A 21,304-nucleotide genomic window follows, 5' to 3' on the forward strand; every position below is an offset into this window, starting at 1 on the left:
CGCAGCGCGCCGTGCCGCCGCCGGCCGGCGAGGCGCTGCGGGCCAGCGAGCGCACCACCCGCCGGATCGTGCGGGGCTCGGCCGCCCTCTTCGCCGGCGCCGCCCTCGCGCTGGCCGGCGCCGGCGTGCTCGCCGGCCTCGGGTAGCCGGCCGTTCCACGAGGAACCCGGGAACGCCGAGGGGCGCCCTGGTCGGCCTGGGCCGAGGGGCGCCCCAACGGTGCGGTGGAGCGGGCCGGTTGTACCCGGTTGACTCCGAGCCTTCAGGCGGCCAGCGCCTCGCGGGCCAGCCGGGCGGTCTCGGAGGGGGTCTTGCCGACCCGGACGCCGGCGGCCTCCAGGGCCTCCTTCTTCGCCTGGGCGGTGCCCGAGGAGCCGGAGACGATGGCGCCCGCGTGGCCCATCGTCTTGCCCTCGGGGGCGGTGAACCCGGCCACATAGCCGACGACCGGCTTGGTGACGTTGGCCTTGATGAAGTCGGCGGCCCGCTCCTCGGCGTCGCCGCCGATCTCGCCGATCATCACGATCAGGTCGGTCTCCGGGTCGGCCTCGAAGGCGGCCAGCGCGTCGATGTGGGTGGTGCCGATGATCGGGTCGCCGCCGATGCCGACGCAGGAGCTGAAGCCGATGTCCCGCAGCTCGTACATCATCTGGTAGGTCAGCGTGCCGGACTTGGAGACCAGCCCGATGCGGCCCGGCTTGGTGATGTCGGCCGGGATGATGCCCGCGTTGGACTGGCCGGGGGTGATCAGACCCGGGCAGTTGGGACCGATGATGCGGGTCTTGTTGCCCTTCTTGCCCGCGTAGGACCAGAAGGCGGCGGTGTCGTGCACCGCGATGCCCTCGGTGATGACCACGGCCAGCGGGATCTCGGCGTCGATCGCCTCGATCACGGCGGACTTGGTGAACTTCTCGGGTACGAAGATCACCGTGACATCGGCGCCGGTCGCGTCGATGGCCTCCCTGACGCCGCCGAAGACCGGGATCTCGGTGCCGTCGAAGTCCACGCTGGTGCCGGCCTTGCGCGGGTTGACGCCGCCGACGATGTTGGTGCCGGCGGCCAGCATCCGCCGGGTGTGCTTCTGGCCCTCGGAGCCGGTCATCCCCTGGACGATGACCTTGCTCTCCTTGGTGAGGAAGATAGCCATGGTGTGAGTCTCGCTGTCCTCGTCTGTTCTCGTCTGTCTCGTCACGGACCCCGTGGGAACGGTTACTTGGCGGCCAGCTCGGCGGCCCGGTCGGCCGCGCCGTCCATGGTGTCGACCTGCTCGACCAGCGGGTGGTTGGCGTCGGTGAGGATCTTCCGACCCAGCTCCGCGTTGTTGCCGTCGAGCCGGACCACCAGGGGCTTGCTGACCTCCTCGCCCTTGGTCCGCAGCAACTCCAGGGCCTGCACGATGCCGTTGGCGACGGCGTCACAGGCGGTGATGCCGCCGAAGACGTTCACGAAGACGGACTTCACGTCCGGGTCGCCGAGGATGATCTCCAGGCCGTTGGCCATCACCTCGGCGGAGGCGCCGCCGCCGATGTCCAGGAAGTTGGCCGGCTTGGCCCCGCCGTGCTTCTCGCCCGCGTAGGCGACCACGTCCAGGGTGCTCATGACCAGGCCGGCGCCGTTGCCGATGATGCCGACGTTGCCGTCGTCCAGCTTCACGTAGTTGAGGCCGCGCTCCTTGGCGGCCGCCTCCAGCGGGTTGGCGGCGGCGCGGTCCTCCAGCGCGGCGTGGTCGGGCTGACGGAACTCGGCGTTGGCGTCCAGGGACACCTTGCCGTCCAGCGCGATGACCTGACCGTCGGCGGTCTTCACCAGCGGGTTGACCTCGACCAGCAGGGCGTCCTCCTTGATGAAGACCTGCCACAGCTGGCGCAGCACGTCGGCCACCTGCTCGGCGACCTCGGCGGGGAACCTCGCGGCGGCGACGATCTCCCGCGCCTTCTCCTCGCCCACCCCGTCGACGGCGTCCACCGGGATGCGGGCCAGCGCCTCCGGCTTGGTGGCGGCCACCTCCTCGATGTCCATGCCGCCCTCGACCGAGGCCATCGCCAGGAAGGTGCGGTTGGTGCGGTCCAGGAGGAAGGAGACGTAGTACTCCTCCGCGATGTCCGCCGTCTGGGCCAGCATCACGCGGTGCACGGTGTGGCCCTTGATGTCCATGCCGAGGATGGCCCCGGCCTTCTCCACGGCGTCCGCCGGGTCGGAGGCGAGCTTGACGCCGCCGGCCTTTCCTCGACCACCGGTCTTCACCTGCGCCTTGACGACCGCGCGACCGCCAAGCCGCTCGGTCACCTCACGCGCCGCCTCCGGCGTGTCGATGACTTCGCCGGCCAGCACCGGCACGCCATGCTTGGCGAAGAGATCCCTCGCCTGGTATTCGAACAGGTCCACGCTCGCGTCCGTCCTCAGTCAGTGAATCTCGCGGTTCGTTCTCGACGTGGGCGTGCCGCGTGGCCGCGGTGCGAGGCGCAAAGCGAGGCGAAACCGCGCACGCGGCATGTCCGGAGTCGAGCGTATCGGTGGCGGTGCGGGCCTTTAGGGTCGTGGGTCACCCGCGCGTGGTGAGACCTGTCACAAATCGGCCCGGACTCGGCGTGCCGGCGCGCGACGCGGCGCGCGGGCCGCACCGGGCGCCGGCGCGCCGCGAAACCACGCCGTCGCGGATCAGCCGGCGCGCACATGGCCGCGCACCCACTCCACCACCTCACCCGTGGGGGCACCCGGGGTGAAGATCTCCGCCACCCCCTGCTCCTTGAGCGGCGGGATGTCGTCCTCCGGGATGATGCCGCCGCCGAACACCGTGATGTCGGCGGCGTCCTGCTCCCTCAGCAGCTCCAACACCCGCGCGAAGAGGGTGTTGTGGGCCCCGGAGAGAATGGAGAGGCCGATGGCGTCGGCGTCCTCCTGGATGGCGGTGGCCACGATCTGCTCGGGCGTCTGGTGCAGCCCGGTGTAGATGACCTCCATCCCCGCGTCCCGCAGCGCCCTGGCGATCAGCTTGATCCCCCGGTCGTGCCCGTCGAGTCCCGGCTTGGCCACCACGACCCTGATCGGTCCCGCATCACCCATCGACTGCCTCCCAAGGAACGCGCCGCCGCAACGACGCGAACGGACGTTAACCACAGCATCGCGCACCCACCACCCGCCCGTCAGCCGCCGGTGGCCACCGCTCGACATTCGAACTCGGCTCGAACACAAAGTGCGGTATCGATGGCCGCGCCGCCGAAAGGCGGCCTATTGCCCGTTTCCTCATGTCTGGAAACCCAGGAACAACCGGCCGAAGATTGTGGGGCTCGCGTACCCCCGGGTACAGTCACCGTCCAGCAGCCGCCGGGTCCCCACCCCAGCTCCTGTTGTCGAGCCGAAAGGCATGGTCGGTGAGCGATCGTCTGTTGTCGGGAACACCCGACCAGTTGGACTACTCCGGCCTCGGCTCCTTCCCCCCCACCACCCTCGACGAGAACCCCCTCGGCGGCCCGTTCGACAGCTACGCCGGGCACTACGCGACGGCCCAGGGAACGGGCGCGATGGCCGGGTATCCGGCCCCCGCCGACGGCTACGGCTACGGGTACGGCCACGACCAGGGGTACGGCGCGACGCCGGACGCCGGCTGGGGCGCCACCCCGTTCGCGGGCCAGGGCGAGCGACTCCCGGGCCACGCCGACCACCAGGACCCGTCGTCGTACCAGCACCACCAGCAGCACCAGGGATACGACCAGGGGTACGGGGAGTACGCCGGCTATCCCGAGCACCAAGGGGAGTACGGGACCTATCAGCAGTACGCGGCACCGCACGCCGACCACCACGTTGACTACTACGCCGACCAGCGCCTCGACCAACCGGCCGACCAACTCGCCGCGACGCACGACCCGTTCGGCTACCCTGACCAGGGCGGCTGGGCCGCCGAGCCGGATCGGCCGTGGGTGGAAGCGGACGGAGCGGAACACCAGGCCACGTCCGACGAGGCCGCCGAACCGGCCGCCGAACGGCCGGCCGTTGACCCGCTGACCGCCGGGCCGAGCGAGGCCGACGCGAAGGAGCCGGGCCCCGCGCCCGCCGACGACCCCGCCGACCTCGACCGCGACCTCGATCTCGACGACGCCGACGCGTTCGTCCCTGCCCCACGCCCCGTCGTCGTCGGCAAGCCCGTCGGCCGTGGCCGGCGGCGCTCGCAACGGCCGCGCCGCTCCGCGCTGTTGAGCGTGGCGGCCCCCTCCCTCGCGGTGCTCGGCGTCACGGCGGCCGCGACCGCCGCCACCGTCTCCGGCTCCTCCGACACCGGCGAGCCGCCGCCCGTCGCGGCGCCCGACCCGGCCGAGGTCGAGGAGATCGCCGCCAACGAGCAGTTCGACACCCAGTTGCAGGGGCTGTCGGCCGCCGTGGACGACTACGCCGACCGCGCCAGCCGGACCCAGGGCCGGATGGACCTGGAGGCGCAGATCGAGGCCGAGGAGCAGGCCGCCGAGGAGGAGGCCGCGCGGCAGGAGGCCCTGCGGCCCAAGTTCTTCGTCCCCGTGGAACAGCACGGCCTGAGCGCCTACTTCGGCCAGGCCGGCGTCAACTGGATGTCCACCCACACCGGGATCGACTTCCCCGTCAGCTACGGCACACCGGTGATGGCCGCCACCGACGGCGAGATCCGCACCCAGTGGAACCCCAGCTACGGCAACATGGTCATCCTCACCGCACCCGACGGCACCGAGACCTGGTACGCGCACCTGGACAGCACGGTCTTCCAGTCGGGTTGGGTGCAGGCCGGCACCGTGATCGCCTACTCGGGCAACTCGGGCACCTCCACCGGGCCCCATCTGCACTTCGAGGTCAGGCCCTACGGCGGCTCCGCGATCGACCCGCTGGCCTGGCTGCGCGGCAAGGGCCTGGAGCCCACCTGATCCCGGCCGATTCCGGCCGTCCCACCGCAACGCCCGAGCGCGCCAGCCCCGTTGGGGACCGGCGCGCTCGCGTCGTCGCTCTCGTTCGTCGCGGCGGTGTGGCCGCGCGGACGGGGTGTCGGGTGGCTCAGGACCGCTTGCTCACCGAGGAGCAGACGGCGAGCGCGCCGACCGGGGCCAGCAGGAGCATCAGGTAGTTGATGGCCTCCATGCCGTCCGACCAGCCGTCCCAGACGTCGCCGAAGTCGCTGAAGAAGACCTCCAGCGTGCCCTTGGACTCCACGCCGAACTCGGCGGCCATCTCGCCGCCGTAGATGTACTCGCTGATCACCATCGCGGTGCCCCACAGCTCACCGAAGACGGCGGCCACCAGGGCGAGCACGGCGGCGACGCCCCACACCACGTAGTTCTTCTTGGCGAGGAAGGCGGGGCCGACGGCGACGCCGGCGCCGACCAGGAGCGACAGCCAGGTGACCTGGCTGAACTCCATCTTCTCCTCGTCGAACATGCCGTTGTAGATCAGGCCGTAGACGAAGCCGACGACCAGCATCGCGCCGACGGCGGCCAGGATGGCGATCGCCGGGTTGCCCGTGGCGCCGGACGGCGGCGGGGGCGGGGGGAAGCCGCCGCCCGGGCCGCCGTAGGGGCCCGGCTGGTGCGGGGGCTGCTGTTGCTGCGGGTAGCCGTAGCCCTGCTGGGGCGGCTGCGGCTGCTGCGGGTAGCCGTAGCCCGGCTGCGGAGGCTGCTGGCCGTAGGGGTTGGGTGGCTGCTGGGGCTGCTGGCCGTACTGCGGCTGATGGCCACCGGGCTGCTGGGGCGGCTGCTGGCCGCCGTACCCACCCTCCGGCTGTTGCTGCCAGGGCTGGCTCATGTGGTTCCCCCTGGGGAAGTGAAAGAGATACGTACTCCGGGGACAGGAAGGAAGTGGAGTACGAAACGTGCCTGAAGCATCTCATCGCTCCCCCAGCCCGACCACAACCCCTTTCCCCGCTCTGTGACACGACGGCGACACTCGGACCGACGTGCCGGGCAGGTCAGGGCGGATGTCAGGGCGGATGTCAGAGCTTCTCCACGGGGGCGTAGCGGAGCAGCAGCCGCTTGGGCTTCTCGCCGCCGAAGTCGATGGTGGCCTCCGCCCGGTCGCCCTCGCCCTGCACGGCGACGACCCGGCCCATCCCGAACGTGTCGTGCGTCACCCGGTCACCCGGCGCGAGCGAGACGACCGGCCGGCTGGACGACGAACGGCCGGTGGCGAACGCTCCGGTGGCGCCGCCGCGTCGGGCCGCCACGGGGGCCGGCGGCTCCGGCGTCCTGGCGACCGGGCCGGTGCGCCGCCACTCGACGTGCTCCTCGGGGATCTCCTCCAGAAACCGGGACGGCGGGTTGTGTTGGGGCTGGCCCCAGGCGCTGCGCAGCACCGAGCGCGTGACATAGAGCCGCTGCCTGGCCCGGGTGATCCCGACGTAGGCCAGCCGCCGCTCCTCCTCCAACTCCTTGGTCCTGCCCAGCGACCGCATGTGCGGGAAGACGCCGTCCTCCATGCCGGTGAGGAAGACGACGGGGAACTCCAGGCCCTTGGCGGTGTGCAGGGTCATCAGCGTGATCACGCCGCCCTCGTCCGCCTCGTCGGGGATCTCGTCGGAGTCGGCGACCAGCGCCACCCGCTCCAGGAAGTCGGCCAGCGTGCCGGGCGACTCCTCCTCGGCCTGGGCGCGCTCCTGCTCGAACTCCAGGGCCACGGCGGCCAGTTCCTGGAGGTTCTCCACCCGGGTCTCGTCCTGCGGGTCGGTCGAGGCCTGCAACTCGGCGAGATAGCCGGTGCGTTCCAGCACGGCCTCCAGCACGGTGGCCGGCCCGGCGCCGGACTCGACCACGGTGCGCAGCTCCTCCAGCAGCACGTTGAACCGCCGGACCGCGTTGGCGGAACGGGCCGCCATCCCGTACGCCTCGTCCACGCGGCGCAGCGCCTGGGCGAACGAGATCCGCTCGCGCAGCGCCAGGGCCTCGATCATGGCCTCGGCCCGGTCGCCGATGCCGCGCTTGGGGACGTTGAGGATGCGGCGCAGCGGAACGGTGTCCTCGGGGTTGGCCAGCACCCGCAGGTACGCCAGCACGTCCCGCACCTCGCGCCGCTCGTAGAAGCGGACGCCGCCGACCACCTTGTACGGCAGGCCGACCCGGATGAAGACCTCCTCGAAGATCCGGGACTGGGCGTTGGTGCGGTAGAAGATGGCGACCTCGCCCGGCCTGGCGTCGCCCGCGTCGGTCAGCCGGTCGATCTCGTCGGCGACGAACTGGGCCTCGTCGTGCTCGGTGTCCGCGACATAGCCGACGATGCGGGCGCCGCCGCCCGCGTTGGTCCACAGGTTCTTCGGGCGGCGGTCCTCGTTGCGGGCGATCACCGCGTTGGCGGCGGAGAGGATCGTCTGCGTGGAGCGGTAGTTCTGCTCCAGCAGCAGCGTCGCGGCCTGCGGGAAGTCCTGCTCGAACTGGAGGATGTTGCGGATGGTGGCGCCACGGAACGCGTAGATCGACTGGTCGGCGTCGCCCACCACGCACAGCTCCGCCGGCTCCAGCGGGCCGCCCGGCTCGCCGACCAGCTCCCTGATCAGCGTGTACTGGGCGATGTTGGTGTCCTGGTACTCGTCGACCAGGATGTGCCGGAAGCGGCGGCGGTAGTGCTCGGCGACGTCGGGGAACGCCTGGAGCAGGTGGACGGTGGTCATGATGATGTCGTCGAAGTCCAGCGCGTTGGCCTCGCGCAGCCGCGCCTGGTACATCGAGTACGCCTCGGAGAGCGTCTTCTCGAACGTGTCGGAGGCGGCGGCGGCGAAGTCCTCCGGGTCGATCAGCTCGTTCTTCAGGTTGGAGACCCTGGCGCTGAAGGACTTGGGCGGGAAGCGCTTGGGGTCCAGCTCCAGGTCGCGGCAGACGAGGGCCATCAGGCGCTTGGCGTCGGCCGCGTCGTAGATGGAGAAGCTGGAGGTGAAGCCGAGTTGGCGGCTCTCCCGGCGGAGGATGCGGACGCAGGCGCTGTGGAAGGTCATGACCCACATCGCGTTGGCGCGCGGGCCGACCAGCTCGGTGACCCGCTCGCGCATCTCGCCGGCGGCCTTGTTGGTGAAGGTGATCGCGAGGATCTGGCCGGGGTGCGCGTTGCGGGCCGACAGCAGGTGGGCGATGCGGTGGGTCAGCACCCGGGTCTTGCCCGAGCCGGCGCCGGCCACGATCAGCAGCGGCCCTCCGCTGTGGGTGACGGCGGCGCGCTGCTGCTCGTTGAGCCCGTCCAGCAGCACGGCCGGGTCGCTGATCGGCTTGCGCGCGCCGTTGCGGTAGTAGGCGTCCTCGTCGGCGGCCCGTGGCTCGGCGAAGGTGCCGGCGAAGAGGTCGTCGGGAACGTCCTCCTGGCCGGCGCCGCCGTGCGCGTCCTCGGGCTCGGGCGGCGGCGGCTCCTCGTCCGGGGTGGGGTCGAGGTCCGCCAGGGCTTGGTCGTCGAAGAGGCCGCTCATCGCCCACCGAGTCTAGATGGCCCCTGTGACAGCGCGGGCCCGACGGGGAGAACCCCGGTCGTTCGGGGGCGGCTCGGCCGCGCGCCGGAGGGGTTCACCCGGAGTTGACCCCGAGATCCCGGCTCGGGCCGGGACGGCGCCGTTCGCCCTGGCTATGTTGGTGGAACGGGTCGGCGCCGCCGGTCCTCCCGCCCGGCGGGGCGCCGTGGAACGGCCCCGCCCGCGGCGTGGTCGAGACCGTGTACGAGAGGGACCGCCCCGCCATGACCTCCGGAAGCCAGCCAGCCGACGCCGAGAACGCGGGACCGGCCGACGGGTCGGCGCCGTCGGGGAAGCCCGCGCCGCCGCGGAAGGCCACGCCGGCCGACGTGCCCGCCGACCCGAGGGCCGGGCTGCGCGCCTCGCACGCCGACCGCGAGGCGGTGGCCGAGCGGCTGCGGGAGGCGGCCGGCGAGGGGCGTCTCGACCTCGACGAGCTGGAGGAGCGGCTGGAGTTGGCGTTCGGCGCCAGGACCTACGGCGAGCTGGCCCCGCTGACGGCCGACCTGCCGGGCCCGCACCAGCAGCGCCCCGTTCCGCTGGGCCCGCCGCCGAGCCGGCGGGACGAGCGGCCGCTGGTCCTCAAGGGCGGGCTGCACGGCGCGGAGCGCGTGGGGCGCTGGCAGGTGCCGGCGAAGGTCGTCGCCAAGGGCGGCATGGGCGGGGTCAGGGTGGACTTCACCAGGACCGAACTGCCGCTGGGCGAGGTCGAGGTGGAGGTGCGCGGCGAGATGGCGGGCGTGACCGTCGTCGTCCCCGAGGGCTGGCGGGTGGACACCAGCGGCGTGGACCCGTCGATCGGCGGGCTGCGCGACCGCACCTCGGGGGAGGCGCCGGAGGGCGCGCCGACGGTGTGGGTGACCGGCAGCTGCGGGATGGGTGGCGCGACGGTGCGCCACCCCAACCGCTGGGAGCGGCGCCGTCTGCGCGACAACCCGGCCTGAGGGCGCCGACCGCCTCAGGGGCGGTTGACGGGGCGGTAGATGTTGACCACGGTGCCGGCCGGGTTGGGCTTCGTGGAGACCAGCTCGAAGGCGGCGTTCCGGCCGCTCTCCGGGAAGATCGACTTGCCGCCGCCGAGCAGCACCGGCATCACCAGCAGGCGCAGTTCGTCGACCAGCCCCGCGTCCAGCAGGGCGCGCACCACCGTCGTGCTGCCCTGCACCACGATGTCCCCCTCGCCGGCGCCGCGCGCCGCCTGGATCTTCGAGACGAGCTGGTCGCGGGGTATGCGGGTGGTGTTGGCCCAGGTGCGGTCGGGGTCGGTGACGGAGTCGCTGACGACGTACTTGGGCAGGGAGGTGAGGCGGTCGGCGAACGGGTCGCCGGCCCGCTCCTGCCAGGCGGTGGCCATCGCGGACCAGGTGCGGCGGCCGAAGAGGAGCGCCTCAGCGCCCGAGACCGCGTCGTCGAAGGCGCCGCCCACCACCGCCTCGTCGAAGAACGGTCCCGCCCAACCGCCGTGCGCGAAGCCGCCGTCGGTGTCCTCCTCGGGACCGCCGGGGGCCTGCGCGACGCCGTCGAGGCTGATGAAGGAGATGGTGACAACACGCATGGGAGGGGCTCCTGTTCACTCTCGGTCTGTTGTGTGTGATGACCGGGGTCGGGCGCCGAACTCATCGCTCGACCGTTCCCGATCGAAGTGACGCCGGTCACCGAACAGTTGAACGGTCGATCCCGATCACGAGGCAAAGATCACAAATTGGTTTCGGTCATATCGCACACCAGCCTTCCCAAAGGCCCCGCCAAGTGACTACCGTGCAGCGCCAGGTGGCTCGCTCCCCTGACGCCGCACCCGGCGGCACGGGCCGCCTCCGTTCGTAGGGCGTCCCCGTCGCCGCGCGGCACAGCCGCCGTGGCAGCCCACGTTCGGCCAGGGATTGGAGACACCGGCCTTGGGCACTCACCGCAAGCCGCGCGGCGGCCTTCTGGAGTCCCCGTCCGCGCGTCGAGGCGCCCTGAGCGTGGGCGCAGCGGCCCTCGCCTCGGCGACCCTGCTCAGCCACCCGGCGTTCGCCGACGACGACGATCCCCCGGCGATCGAGGAGCAGCGGGACCGCGCCGACTCCGCCGCCGAGCGGGCCCGCGAGGTCCGCGAACAGGTCGACCACCTCTACCACGAGGCCGGCGTGGCCACCCAGCGCTACAACGCGGCGCAGGAGGACGTGGACGCCCAACAGGCCCAGGTGGACGAGGCGTTGAACGCGGCGGCCGCCGCCACCGAGCAGGTGAACGAGGCCCGGCAGACGCTGGGCGCGATGGCCGCCGCGCAGTACCGCGCCGGCACGGGCGGGCTGCCCGACGCGGCGGCGCTGCTGCTGGCCGACGACCCCAAGAGCTTCTTCGACACCGGCTACACCCTCAACCGGCTGACCGGCCTCCAGCAGCACGCCCTCGACACGTTCACCGCGCGCGAGCGGGCGGCCGAGGAGGAGCAGGAGGCGGCCACCGAGGCGTTGGCCGAGCTGGAGGAGCGGGAGACCGAGCTTCAGAACCAGCGGCAGGCGGTCCAGGACCGGCTCGCCGAGGCCAGGGCCCTGCTCGACCAGCTCGACGAGGAGGAACAGGCCGAGCTGGCCGAGTTGGAGCGGCTGGAAGAGGAGGAGGCCGCCCGCGCCGCCGAGGAGGCCCGGCAGGAGCGGGAACGCCGCGAGCAGGAGGAGCGGGAGCGCGCCGCCGCCGAGGAGGCGGCCCGGGAGGCCGAGCAGGCCGAGCAGGAGCAACAGCCCGAGGCACCGCCGGAGTCAGGCGACTACGCGACGCTGGCCGACACGGCGATCGCCTTCGCCGAGGGCGAGTTGGGCAAGCCCTATGTCTGGGGCGCCACCGGGCCGAACTCCTACGACTGCTCCGGGCTGACCCAGGCCGCCTGGCGCGCGGCCGGCGTGGAGATACCCCGGGTCACCTGGGACCAGGTGAACATCGGCACCACCATCCCGCGTGACCAGATCCAGCCCGGCGACCTGATCTTCTTCTACGACGACATCAGCCATGTCGGCCTCTATGTCGGCGACGGCCAGATGATCCACGCGCCCAAGCCGGGCGACGTCATCAAGTACGAGTCGATCGACAACATGCCCTGGCACAGCGCCGTCCGCCCGGCCTGAGAACGCGCGGCACGGTCAACGGCCGGGCACGGCACGGTCAACGGCCGGGCACGGCACGGTCAGCGGCCGGGCACGGCACGGTCAGCGGCCGGGCGCGGCACGGTCAACGGCCGGGCGCCGCCCGTTCGTTGCCCGGTCCCACGTCGGGGACGGGCACCTGGCGGGAGCCCTCGGCGAGGGAGACCGCGCCGGCGACGCCGACCAGCGAGGCGGCGACGGCCTGCCGCACCGGCACCAGCGGCGGCCGCCCCTCCTCCACGGTCGCCCGCCAGCCCCTCAGCAGCAGCACCGTGGCCTCACGTTCGCGTTCCACCACGGCGCCGTCGAGGACGAGCGGCGGCGGCACGCGTTCCTCCTCGTGCGGCCCCGCGCCGTCCGGGGTGGTCCACGCCTCCCGCCGGAACCGCACCGCCCAGGCGCGTTCGCCCGGCGCCCGCACCGACTCGGCGAGCGCCCGGGTGCCGCGCACCGACAGCGCGCTCCAGTGCCCCTCGGGCTCGCCCTGGAGGAAGCAGAACCGGGAGACGGCCAGCGCGCCCGTGGACAGCCGGACGACCAGCACCACCGCCGTGGTCGGGTCGCCCTCGTCCACGGCGAACGCCGAGACCGTGACCGGCATGGCGCCGGTGATCGCCAGGATCGGCGAGAGGGTGTGGGTGCAGTAGGCGGTCGGCCCGATCCGGCCCCGCCAGTGGCGCGGGTCGCCGGTCAGCTCGGCCAGCGCCTCCGGCGAGAGGCCGTGCAGGTAGTCCGCCTCGACCAGTTGGAGGCGCCCCAGCTCGCCGGCCGCCACGGCCGCCCGCAGCAGCCGGGTCCCCGGCAGCAGGACGTAGTTCTCGGCGAAGGAGTAACTGGCCCGCGACGCCTCGGCCGCCGCGATCAGGGCCTGGCCCTCGGCCTCGTCCACGCAGGCGGCGGTCTCGGAGAGCACGGCGATGTCGCGTTCCAGGAAGGCGACGGCCAACGGGGCGTGGGCGTCGAAGTCGTTGGCCAGCACCACCCCGTCGAGGCCGGCGTCGAGCAGCCTCGTCCAGTCGTCCGTGCCGGTGGCGCCCGGCAGTTGGGCCAGCGCGGCGGCCAGCCGCGCCGGGTCGCGGTCGCAGACCGCCGCCACCTCGATCCCGACCCGCCGGCAGTCGAGCGCCAGCCGCAGCCCCATGCCCAGTCCCACCACACCCACGCGCATGACCACAGCCCACCGCCAGCGCCGGCCCTGGCGCAACGTAATTCCCGCCGCCCGGGGGGCCGGCCGTGCGACGATCCGGAGGTTCCGCACCCCACCCCACCGCCGAAGGAACGCCGCCGTGCCGAAGGCCGTCACCCTGATCCGTTCCGCCTCGCTCTCCGACGTGGCCGAGTACGCCTACGCCGCCACCGCGCCCGCCGAGGCGCGGCTGATCTTCCTCGCCGGCGCCTGCCCGTTGAACGCCGACGGCACCACCGCCGCCGTCGGCGACCCCGCCGGCCAGGCGGCCGTGGCGGTGGCCAACCTCCGCACGGCGCTGGCCGACGCGGGCGCCACGTTGACCGATGTGATCAACACCCGGGTGCTGGTCGCCAGCGCGGACCAGGCGGACCTGGTGGCGGCCTGGGAGGTGGTGCGGGACGCGTTCGGCGAACACGACGTGCCCAGCACGCTGTTGGGGGTCACCGTGCTCGGCTACGACGACCAGCTGGTCGAGATCGAGGCCGTCGCCGCCGTCCTCGACGAGGACTGAGGCTGCCGAGGGCGGCTGGGACGGCCGCTGGCGGCTGGGACGGGGGCGCGCGTCACCGTCCGTGACCGTTGCCAGGCTCCGGTCGGTGCGTCTACGCTGCCCGGACCCCTCTCGCCGCGTTCTCCCCGACCCCCAGATCCGGCCCCCGCGCCGCGCCCACCCAGCCCCCGCCCGACCGCCCCGGGGAGATCCATGCCCGTCGCCACCACCTCCCAACTCACCCTGCGTGACATCACCAAGCGCTACGACGCCAAGACGGTGCTGCACCGGGTCACCCTCGCCGTCAGCCCGGGCGAGAAGGTGGGGGTGATCGGCGACAACGGCTCGGGGAAGTCCACCCTGCTGCGGCTGGTCGCCGGCTTCGAGCGGCCCGACCAGGGCGAGTTGACGGTCTCCGCGCCCGGCGGTCTCGGCTATCTGCCGCAGACCCTGGCGCTGCCGCCGCAGGCGACCGTCGCCGAGGCCATCGACGAGGCGCTGGCCGACCTGCGCGGGCTGGAGGAGCGCATCCGCCGCGCCGAGGCCGCGCTGGCCGGGCCCGAGGGGCCCGAGTTGGACGCGGCCCTGGCCAACTACGCGACGCTGGTGGAACGTTACGAGGCCCGCGACGGCTACCAGGCGGAGGCGAAGGTAGACATCGCGCTGCACGCCCTCGGCCTGCCCGAGCTTTCGCGCGACCGGCGGATCGGCACCCTGTCGGGCGGGGAGCGCTCCCGGCTGGCGCTGGCCGCCACCCTCGCGGCCAGCCCGGAGCTGCTGCTGTTGGACGAGCCGACCAACGACCTCGACGACCAGGCCGTCGGCTGGCTGGAGGACCAACTCCGCGCGCACCGGGGCACGGTGGTCGCCGTCACCCACGACCGGGTGTTCCTGGAGCGGCTGACCACGACCGTGCTGGAGATCGAGGCCGGCGCCGTCACCCGGCACGGCGACGGCTACGCCGGCTATCTGCGCGCCAAGGCCGCCGAGCGGCGCCGCCGGCTCCAGCAGTACGAGGACTGGCGGCGCGAGTTGGAGCGCAACGAGCGGATCGCCGACTCCAACGTCGACCGGCTCGACGCCATCCCGCGCAGGAACCCCAAGGCGGCCTTCGGCCACGGCGCCTTCCGCCTCCGCAACCGCGAGCACGGCGCGGCCAGCCGCATCCGCAACGCCAGGGAGCGGGTGGAACGGCTCACCGCCGATCCGGTCGCCCCGCCGCCCGAGCCGTTGACGTTCACCGGGCGGATCGAGGAGACCGGCGCGACGAGCGAGGGGCCGGCCGTGGAGCTGCGCGGCGTCGAGGTCGCCGGCCGGCTGGCCGTTCCCTCGCTGCGGCTCGGGCACGACGAACGGGTGTTGATCACCGGGCCCAACGGCGCGGGGAAGTCGACGCTGCTGCGGGTGATCGCCGGGGAGTTGACCCCGGACGCCGGCACCGTCGCTGTGCCGGGCCGCGTCGGGCATCTGCGGCAGCGCGAGACGCCGTGGCCGGAGCGGTACAGCGTGCTGCGGGCCTTCGCCCACGGGCGGGGCGGGCCCGGCGACCTGGACGAGCACATCGAGACGCTGCTCTCGCTCGGCCTGTTCGAACTGTCCGAGCTGGGGCTGCGGATCGGCGAGCTGTCGTACGGCCAGCGGCGGCGCATCGAGCTGGCGCGGCTGGTCACCGAGCCGGTGGACGTGCTGCTGCTGGACGAGCCGACCAACCACCTCTCCCCCGCGCTGGTCGAGGACCTGGAGGAGGCGCTCGTCGACTACCACGGCACGTTGGTCGTGGTCACCCACGACCGCCGCCTCCGCGCCCGCTTCACCGGCCGCCATCTCGCGCTGCGGGACGGCCGGTTCGAGGCCCCGGACGCCGCCTGAGGTCTCGGCGCCGGGCGGCTTCCCCCATCCGTAAGCAATCACTTACACTCACTCCATGTCAGCGCTCGACGTCCTCGCCGACCCGACGCGGCGGCGCATCGTGGAGCTGCTGGCCGGCGGGGAGTTGAACGCGACGACCATCGCCGGCCACTTCTCCAGCAGCCGGCCCGCGATCTCCCAGCACCTCGGGGTGCTGGTCGACGGCGGCGTGCTCACGGTGCGCCGGGTCGGCACCCAGCGGCTCTACCGGATCGACCCCGCCTCGCTGGCCGAGGCCAGCGACTGGCTCTCGGCGCAGGCGCACCGCTGGGAACGCGTGCTCGACGCGCTGGAGTCCGCACTCGACGAGGGAACGGGGTGACCATGACGGCGACAGACGACCGACCGCCCGCCGGCGCCGGCCTGCTGGGGCTGGACGAACACGGGGTCTTCGGCATCCGCTTCGACCGGCCGCTGCGCCACTCGCCCACCGAGGTCTGGAGGGCGCTCACCGACCCTGACCGGCTGTCGTTCTGGCTGCCGGGCTGCCTGATCGAGCCGTGGGTGGGCGGGCGGGTCCGCTTCAACTTCGGCGAGGAGGGCGCGGCGACCGGCGTGGTCCGTTCGCTGCACGCCCCCGAAACGCCCCGGGACGGCGGCGCGTTGGAGCACAGCTGGCGGTGGGACGGCCTCCCGGAGTCCGTCGTCGCGTGGCGCCTCACGCCGGCCCCACAGGGCACCCGGCTGCTGCTCACCCACCGCGAGCCACCACGGGACGCGGCCGGCGACTTCGCCCTCGGCTGGCACCTGATCCTCGACGTGCTCACCCGCCATCTCGACGGGGCGTCGTCGGACGAGGTCTGGGCCCAGGCCGCGTCGTTGGCCGCCCACTACGCGGCGGGGTGACGGGCCGGTTCACGGCACCGCCGCCGTCGGACCACCCGACGTGACAGAAATCGAACCACCGTCGGCCCCGGTGCCGTCCGGCTCTCCCGCGAACGGCCACAGCGGATGCCGGACTTCCCCATGCCCTGCGCCGGGTGGCGTTCCCTCGCCGAGGACTCCACCACGCTCGACGGACTCGTCGAGGAACACGCACGGCCGCGCGAGGCCGTGATCGGTGACCGTCCCACCGCCTCCGGGGTCACGCGACCGGCGCGGGCGCCGGCCCGGACACGTGCAAGCCGGACCCACAACGGCCCCGCACCGGCCGTCAGTTGACCGAAAACGTTCGCCCCAGGGGCATCCAACGCCTACGTTCGGTCAACGTTCGCGCGAAGTCATACGCCGTCCGGTCAACGCCCCACCCGCGCCCCGCCGTTCACCGAACGAACGCGCCCACGCCGCAGGACGCCCCGGCCCCGCCCGGCCGGAGGCGCCCCCGTCCTACCAAACCGTCGCGATCACAATGTTCGTGACGGTCAACAACCCGATCGCGCCCATGATCGCGGACGACACCTTCTGCCCTCGGTTGATGTAGACCAGCACGAGGATGACGATCAGGACCGCCATCTTTATCCCGATCTTGGTGTTGTTGACCTCCTGGTCGTCCGCCTGGTTGAGGCCGACGAGGGCGACGCCGGTCACCAGCATGGTGAGCGCACCGTGCGGCATCCCCGGCGTCACGGTGGCGTCGCCCGCCCGCAGGGCCTTCAGCTGCGCCAGCACACCCCCGAGCAGCGCCGCGATTCCGATGATGTGCAGCGCGAGGACCAGATCAATGGTTACTCCCATGCCGCCGGAGTCTAGTGACGCCAACTCCGGGCGATACCGGTGGGTCACGGGGGGTTGACGAGTTCCTGCCATTCGTTCGACGATGCCGTGGGAGTTTTTGGGAGCGCTCCCACAGGCGCAACGCCCGAACCGTACGCCGACAGAACAGCGCACCACCACAGCACCACCGCACACACCCCCATCCGTTCCGTCGAAGGATCGAGCCGTGACCCAACATCCTTCCCACCCGCCCCATGGGCACCGCCGTGCCAGAAGGGGCAAGCGCCTGCTGGGCGTTGCCCTCGGCGCCGGCCTCATAGCCGGCGCGATCACCCTGCCCAACGCGGGCGCCGCCGACGGCCCCGAGCTGATCGTCAACGGTGACTTCGCCGACGGCACCACCGAGCCCTGGTGGTGGACCGCCGACAACCCGGGCGAGGTCGTGGACGGCCAGCTCTGCGCCGACATCCCCGGGGGCACATCCAACCCCTGGGACGCGATCATCGGCCAGAACGACCTGGCGCTCACCGCCGGCGAGTCCTACGAGCTGAGCTACACCGCCACCGCCACTGCCGCCGCCTCCAGCCGCACCGCCGTGCAGCAGGCCGAGGAGCCGTACGACACCGAGCTGTCGGTCGTGGACCAGATCGGCACGGAGCCGACGACGTTCACCCACGTCTTCACCGTCGGTGCCGACAACGACGCCGCGCAGTTGGTGTTCCAGGTCGGTGGCAAGGCCGACCCGTACACCCTCTGCCTGGACGACATCTCCCTGACCGGCGGCGCCGAGCCCCCGGTCTACGAGCCCGACACCGGCTCCCCGGTCCGCGTCAACCAGGTCGGCTACCTGACCGAGGGCCCCAAGCAGGGCACCTTCGTCACCGAGAGCACCGACGCCCAGACCTGGACGCTCAACGACGCCTCCGGCGCCGAGGTCGCCACGGGCGAGACCACCCCGCTGGGCGTGGACCCGTCCTCCGAACAGAACGTGCAGGGCTTCGACTTCAGCGAGGTCACCGCGCCGGGCGACGGCTACACGGTGACCATCGGCGAGGAGACCAGCGAGCCGTTCGCCATCGGTGACGACCTCTACTCGACGCTGCGCTCCGACGCGCTGGCGTACTTCTACCACAACCGCAGCGGCATCGAGATCGACGCCGAGCTGGTGGGCGAGGAGTACGCGCGCCCGGCCGGTCACGTCAACGAGGCGCCCAACCAGGGCGACGACGGCGTGACCTGCTGGAAGAACGAGTGCGACTACACCCTGGACGCGGCCGGCGGCTGGTACGACGCGGGCGACCACGGCAAGTACGTGGTCAACGGCGGCATCTCGGTGGCCCAGCTGCTCTCCTCCTACGAGCGCACCCTGACCACCGAGGGCGCGAACGGCGAGCCGCTGGGCGACGGCGCGCTGGCCGTTCCCGAGCAGGGCAACGGCGTGCCGGACATCCTCGACGAGGCGCGCTGGCAGCTGGAGTTCCTGCTGTCCATGCGGGTGCCGGAGGGCGAGCAGCTGGCCGGCATGGCGCACCACAAGCTGCACGACGCCGCGTGGACCGCGCTGCCGACGCTGCCGCACCAGGACGCCCAGCCGCGTGAGCTGCACCCGGTCTCGACGGCCGCGACGCTGAACGTCGCGGCGGCCGCCGCCCAGGGCGCGCGGCTCTTCGCCGAGTACGACCCGGAGTTCGCCGACGAGCTGCTGGCGGCCGCCGAGTCGTCCTACGCGGCGGCCGTGGCCAACCCGGACCTGCTGGCCGACCCCAACGACGGCGTGGGCGGCGGCGCCTACAGCGACGCCAAGCTGACCGACGAGTTCTACTGGGCGGCGGCCGAGCTGTTCGTGACCACCGGCGAGGACACCTACAAGGAGGCCGTGCTCGGCTCCGAGCTGCACGGTGACGCCGAGGGCGTCTTCCCGCCCGGCGGGTTCTCGTGGGGCGAGACCGCCGCGCTCGGCGGGCTCTCGCTGGCCACGGTGCCCAACGCGCTGAGCGAGGCGGAGCTGGCCGAGGTGCGGGCGACGGTGGCCGAGGCCGCCGACGGCCTGGTCGAGCTGGCCGGCGGCGAGGCGTACGGCGTGCCGCTGGGCGTGGACGGCTATGTCTGGGGCTCCAACTCCCAGGTGCTGAACAACATGGTGGTGCTGGCCACCGCCCACGACCTGACGGGCGAGACCGCCTACCGGGACGCGGTGCTGACCGGCCTGGACTACCTGTTGGGCCGCAACCCGCTGAACCTCTCCTATGTGACGGGCTACGGCGAGCGTGACGTCCACAACCAGCACCACCGGTTCTGGGCCAACCAGCTGGACCCGAGCCTGCCCAACCCGCCGGCCGGTTCGGTGGCCGGTGGCCCGAACAGCGCGCTCCAGGACCCGGTGGCCGAGGACCTGCTCCAGGGCTGCGCCCCGGCGATGTGCTACGTCGACGACATCGAGTCCTACTCGACCAACGAGATCACCATCAACTGGAACGCCCCGTTGGCCTGGATCGCCTCCTACGCCGACGACCTCGGTGGCGGCGCCGCCGAGTGAACCGCCGGGCGCCGCGCACGATCACGATGACCGCGCGGTGAGCGGCTGACCGTCGCGCCCCCGGTCGGAGTCCATGGGTCCCTCGGGTCCCCGGGCTCCCGGCCGGGGGCGCTCGGCGTCCGGGTCGCGGGGCGGGTCAACCGAGATGGGCAACTCAACCGAGGTGGGCGGGGCAACCAGGGTGGGCCGGTCTCCTAGGCTGGGGTCATGCCCGTCTCCCGTTCCCGCAAGCCGAAGTCGAACCGCGCCCCGGGGCCGGGGCGCGAGCCCAGGCCGGGCGGCAGGCCCGGGACGAGCCGTGCGGCCGGGGCCGGCGGGCGCTCGCGGCGGGCGGCCGTGGGCGTGGTGGCCGTCGTGGTGGTGCTGTTCCTGCTGGTGGGCTCGGCCGCCGCGCTGCTGGTCGGGGGCGGCGACGAGGCGTCGGACGGGGCCGGCGGCGAGGAGAGCGTCGTGCCGCTGCCGGACGGGCATCCGGCGCTGGAGCTGGCCCGCAGGGACGCGGACGACCCGCTGGCGATCGGGGACGTGGACGCGCCGGTGGTGGTGATCGAGTACGCGGACTTCCAGTGCGCGTTCTGCGGCACGCACGCCAGGGGCGTGCACGAGCGGCTCGTCGAGGAGTATGTGGAGACGGGCGTGGTGCGGATCGAGTTCCGCAACTTCCCGATCAACGGGCCCGAGTCCGACGCGGCGGCGCGGGCGGCCTGGGCGGCGGGGCGGCAGGGGCGGTTCGAGGAGTTCTACCGGGCCGCGTTCGCCGAGGAGTTCCACCTGGACAGCGGGCGGTTCTCGGAGGAGGGGCTGCGGGAGCTGGCCGAGGAGGCCGGGGTGCCGGACGTGGAGCTGATGCTGACGGAGATGGAGTCGCCTGAGGCCGGCGAGGCGGTGGGCGCGGACGCCGAGGAGGCGATGGAGCTGGGGATCGTCACGCCGCCGTCGTTCCTGGTCAACGGGCATCCGGTGCAGGGGGCGCGGCCGTTCGACGAGTTCGCCGAGGTGATCGAGCCGCTGGCCGAGGCGGCCGGCGACTCCTGAGCGGGCGGGCCTCGGGCGCGCGGCGCCGGCCCCCCGCCACCGGCCCCCCGCCACCGGAACGAACACGCTGAGTCCTAAATGGCGAACGAGTGGTAGTCGTTGGCGATCATTTCGATCAACTGCCATCAGCTGTGGGCGTTTGCCGCCAATGCCGGTCAGACGGCGGTTGGGGCCCTCGGGCGGGTCTAGCGTCCTGCCTCATGGCCGAGCATCGCAGGCGCCGTTGGCGGCGTCCCACCTACCGAAAACCCTGGTCGTCGAGCCGCCGTCCCGCGCTGCGGGTCGCCGCCGGCATCACGCTGGCCGGCGCCGCCACCGCCGGCGCGCTGGACACCCCGGCCCTGGCCGAGCCCGAGCCCAGCCTCGCCGAGGTCGAGGAGCGGGTGGACGCGCTGCACCACGAGGCCGAGCGGGCCACCGAGGCGTACAACGAGGCCACCGAGCGCGCCGAGGAGGCCGAGGAGGAGCTGGCCGAGCTGTCCGACCGCGCGGCCCGGCGCACCGCCGAGCTGAACGAGGCGCGGGACGCGCTCGGCGCCCATGCCAGCGCCAGCTACCGCAGCGGCGGGATGCCCGCCGGGCTGGCCCTGGCGCTGTCGAGCGACCCGGACGACTTCCTGCGCCGCGCCGACGTGGCCAACCGCACCGGCGACCGGCAGGCGCAGCAGGTGCGGGAGATCTCCGAGAAGCTGCGCGAGATCGACCAGTTGCGGGACGAGGCGGACGAGCGGGCCGAGGCCGTCGAGGAGGCCAGGCGGGACGCCGACGAGCAGCGCGAGGTGGTCGAGGAGAAGCTGGCCGAGGCCGAGGAGCTGCTGGCCACCCGCACCGCCGAGGAGCGGGAACGGCTCCTCGCCGAGGAGGGCCAGGGCGCGGCGCCGGCGCGCGCCGGCCGGGACGAGGCGCGGGCCGCCGGCGCCGCCGAGGCGCCCAC

The 21,304-nt window shown here is 73.0% G+C and carries 18 protein-coding genes; 10 read left to right on the top strand and 8 right to left on the bottom strand.

The features are described 5' to 3' along the window. Window positions 1–262: 262 nt before the first annotated feature. The 3 genes from sucD to EBN88_RS18805 form a co-directional block, all read right to left on the bottom strand. Entirely contained in the window at window positions 263–1,147 is an 885-nt protein-coding gene (gene sucD / locus EBN88_RS18795; RefSeq protein WP_122185068.1) for a succinate--CoA ligase subunit alpha, read from the bottom strand. 62 nt (window positions 1,148–1,209) lie between these two features. Continuing rightward, the gene (gene sucC / locus EBN88_RS18800) at window positions 1,210–2,385 is read right to left on the bottom strand and encodes an ADP-forming succinate--CoA ligase subunit beta (RefSeq protein ID WP_122185069.1); all 1,176 of its coding nucleotides are present in this window, start codon (window positions 2,383–2,385) and stop codon (window positions 1,210–1,212) included. Between the two features lie 273 nt (window positions 2,386–2,658). Then, entirely contained in the window at window positions 2,659–3,063 is a 405-nt protein-coding gene (locus EBN88_RS18805; RefSeq protein WP_122185070.1) for a cobalamin B12-binding domain-containing protein, read from the bottom strand. Between the two features lie 308 nt (window positions 3,064–3,371). Here EBN88_RS18805 and EBN88_RS18810 point away from each other — a divergent pair, with 308 nt between their 5' ends. Further along, window positions 3,372–4,886, top strand: a complete 1,515-nt coding sequence (locus tag EBN88_RS18810) for a M23 family metallopeptidase (RefSeq protein ID WP_233580783.1) — start codon at window positions 3,372–3,374, stop codon at window positions 4,884–4,886. A gap of 127 nt (window positions 4,887–5,013) precedes the next feature. Here the strand turns inward: EBN88_RS18810 and EBN88_RS31260 are convergent, their stop codons facing one another. After that, entirely contained in the window at window positions 5,014–5,757 is a 744-nt protein-coding gene (locus EBN88_RS31260; protein ID WP_199742414.1) for a hypothetical protein, read from the bottom strand. A gap of 187 nt (window positions 5,758–5,944) precedes the next feature. Continuing rightward, the gene (gene pcrA, locus EBN88_RS18820; RefSeq protein WP_122185072.1) at window positions 5,945–8,395 is read right to left on the bottom strand and encodes a DNA helicase PcrA; all 2,451 of its coding nucleotides are present in this window, start codon (window positions 8,393–8,395) and stop codon (window positions 5,945–5,947) included. Between the two features lie 263 nt (window positions 8,396–8,658). Between pcrA and EBN88_RS18825 the strand changes: the two genes are divergently transcribed. Continuing rightward, window positions 8,659–9,378 carry a DUF1707 SHOCT-like domain-containing protein gene (locus tag EBN88_RS18825; protein ID WP_122185083.1) on the top strand — a complete coding sequence of 240 codons (720 nt, stop codon included), beginning with the start codon at window positions 8,659–8,661 and terminating at the stop codon, window positions 9,376–9,378. 14 nt (window positions 9,379–9,392) lie between these two features. On the opposite strand, the gene EBN88_RS18830 is transcribed toward EBN88_RS18825, so the two are convergent. Beyond that, window positions 9,393–9,989, bottom strand: a complete 597-nt coding sequence (locus EBN88_RS18830) for a dihydrofolate reductase family protein (protein ID WP_122185073.1) — start codon at window positions 9,987–9,989, stop codon at window positions 9,393–9,395. A gap of 409 nt (window positions 9,990–10,398) precedes the next feature. Here EBN88_RS18830 and EBN88_RS18835 point away from each other — a divergent pair, with 409 nt between their 5' ends. Further along, window positions 10,399–11,541 carry a C40 family peptidase gene (locus tag EBN88_RS18835; protein WP_233580784.1) on the top strand — a complete coding sequence of 381 codons (1,143 nt, stop codon included), beginning with the start codon at window positions 10,399–10,401 and terminating at the stop codon, window positions 11,539–11,541. A 103-nt stretch (window positions 11,542–11,644) separates the two neighbouring features. Here the strand turns inward: EBN88_RS18835 and EBN88_RS18840 are convergent, their stop codons facing one another. Beyond that, a complete protein-coding gene (locus tag EBN88_RS18840) occupies window positions 11,645–12,727 on the bottom strand; it encodes a Gfo/Idh/MocA family protein (RefSeq protein WP_122185075.1) in 1,083 nt (360 codons plus the stop codon). Between the two features lie 118 nt (window positions 12,728–12,845). On the opposite strand from EBN88_RS18840, the gene EBN88_RS18845 reads away from it, so the two are divergent. The 4 genes from EBN88_RS18845 (at window position 12,846) to EBN88_RS18860 (ending at window position 15,992) form a co-directional block, all read left to right on the top strand. Then, window positions 12,846–13,259 (top strand): RidA family protein, encoded by a 414-nt coding sequence (locus EBN88_RS18845; protein ID WP_122185076.1) that lies wholly within the window; start codon window positions 12,846–12,848, stop codon window positions 13,257–13,259. A gap of 192 nt (window positions 13,260–13,451) precedes the next feature. Next, window positions 13,452–15,107: a TlrC/CarA/OleB/SrmB family ABC-F type ribosomal protection protein gene (locus EBN88_RS18850; RefSeq protein WP_122185077.1), complete on the top strand. Its 1,656-nt coding sequence runs from the start codon at window positions 13,452–13,454 to the stop codon at window positions 15,105–15,107. Between the two features lie 55 nt (window positions 15,108–15,162). Further along, entirely contained in the window at window positions 15,163–15,468 is a 306-nt protein-coding gene (locus EBN88_RS18855; RefSeq protein ID WP_122185078.1) for an ArsR/SmtB family transcription factor, read from the top strand. A 2-nt stretch (window positions 15,469–15,470) separates the two neighbouring features. Beyond that, a complete protein-coding gene (locus EBN88_RS18860; protein ID WP_122185079.1) occupies window positions 15,471–15,992 on the top strand; it encodes an SRPBCC domain-containing protein in 522 nt (173 codons plus the stop codon). Window positions 15,993–16,472: 480 nt separating this feature from the next. On the opposite strand, the gene EBN88_RS18865 is transcribed toward EBN88_RS18860, so the two are convergent. Next, a complete protein-coding gene (locus tag EBN88_RS18865; protein WP_122185084.1) occupies window positions 16,473–16,820 on the bottom strand; it encodes a hypothetical protein in 348 nt (115 codons plus the stop codon). A 265-nt stretch (window positions 16,821–17,085) separates the two neighbouring features. Between EBN88_RS18865 and EBN88_RS18870 the strand changes: the two genes are divergently transcribed. From EBN88_RS18870 to EBN88_RS18880, 3 genes are all read left to right on the top strand, one after another. Beyond that, a complete protein-coding gene (locus EBN88_RS18870; RefSeq protein ID WP_407703430.1) occupies window positions 17,086–19,335 on the top strand; it encodes a glycoside hydrolase family 9 protein in 2,250 nt (749 codons plus the stop codon). 207 nt (window positions 19,336–19,542) lie between these two features. Further along, entirely contained in the window at window positions 19,543–20,370 is an 828-nt protein-coding gene (locus tag EBN88_RS18875; RefSeq protein ID WP_122185081.1) for a DsbA family protein, read from the top strand. Between the two features lie 200 nt (window positions 20,371–20,570). Next, a partial coding sequence (locus EBN88_RS18880) for a coiled-coil domain-containing protein (protein ID WP_122185082.1) occupies window positions 20,571–21,304 on the top strand: 734 nt, incomplete at its 3' end.

Source organism: Streptomyces triticirhizae, assembly GCF_003696235.1.
Taxonomy (GTDB): Bacteria; Actinomycetota; Actinomycetes; order Streptomycetales; family Streptomycetaceae; genus Streptomyces; species Streptomyces triticirhizae.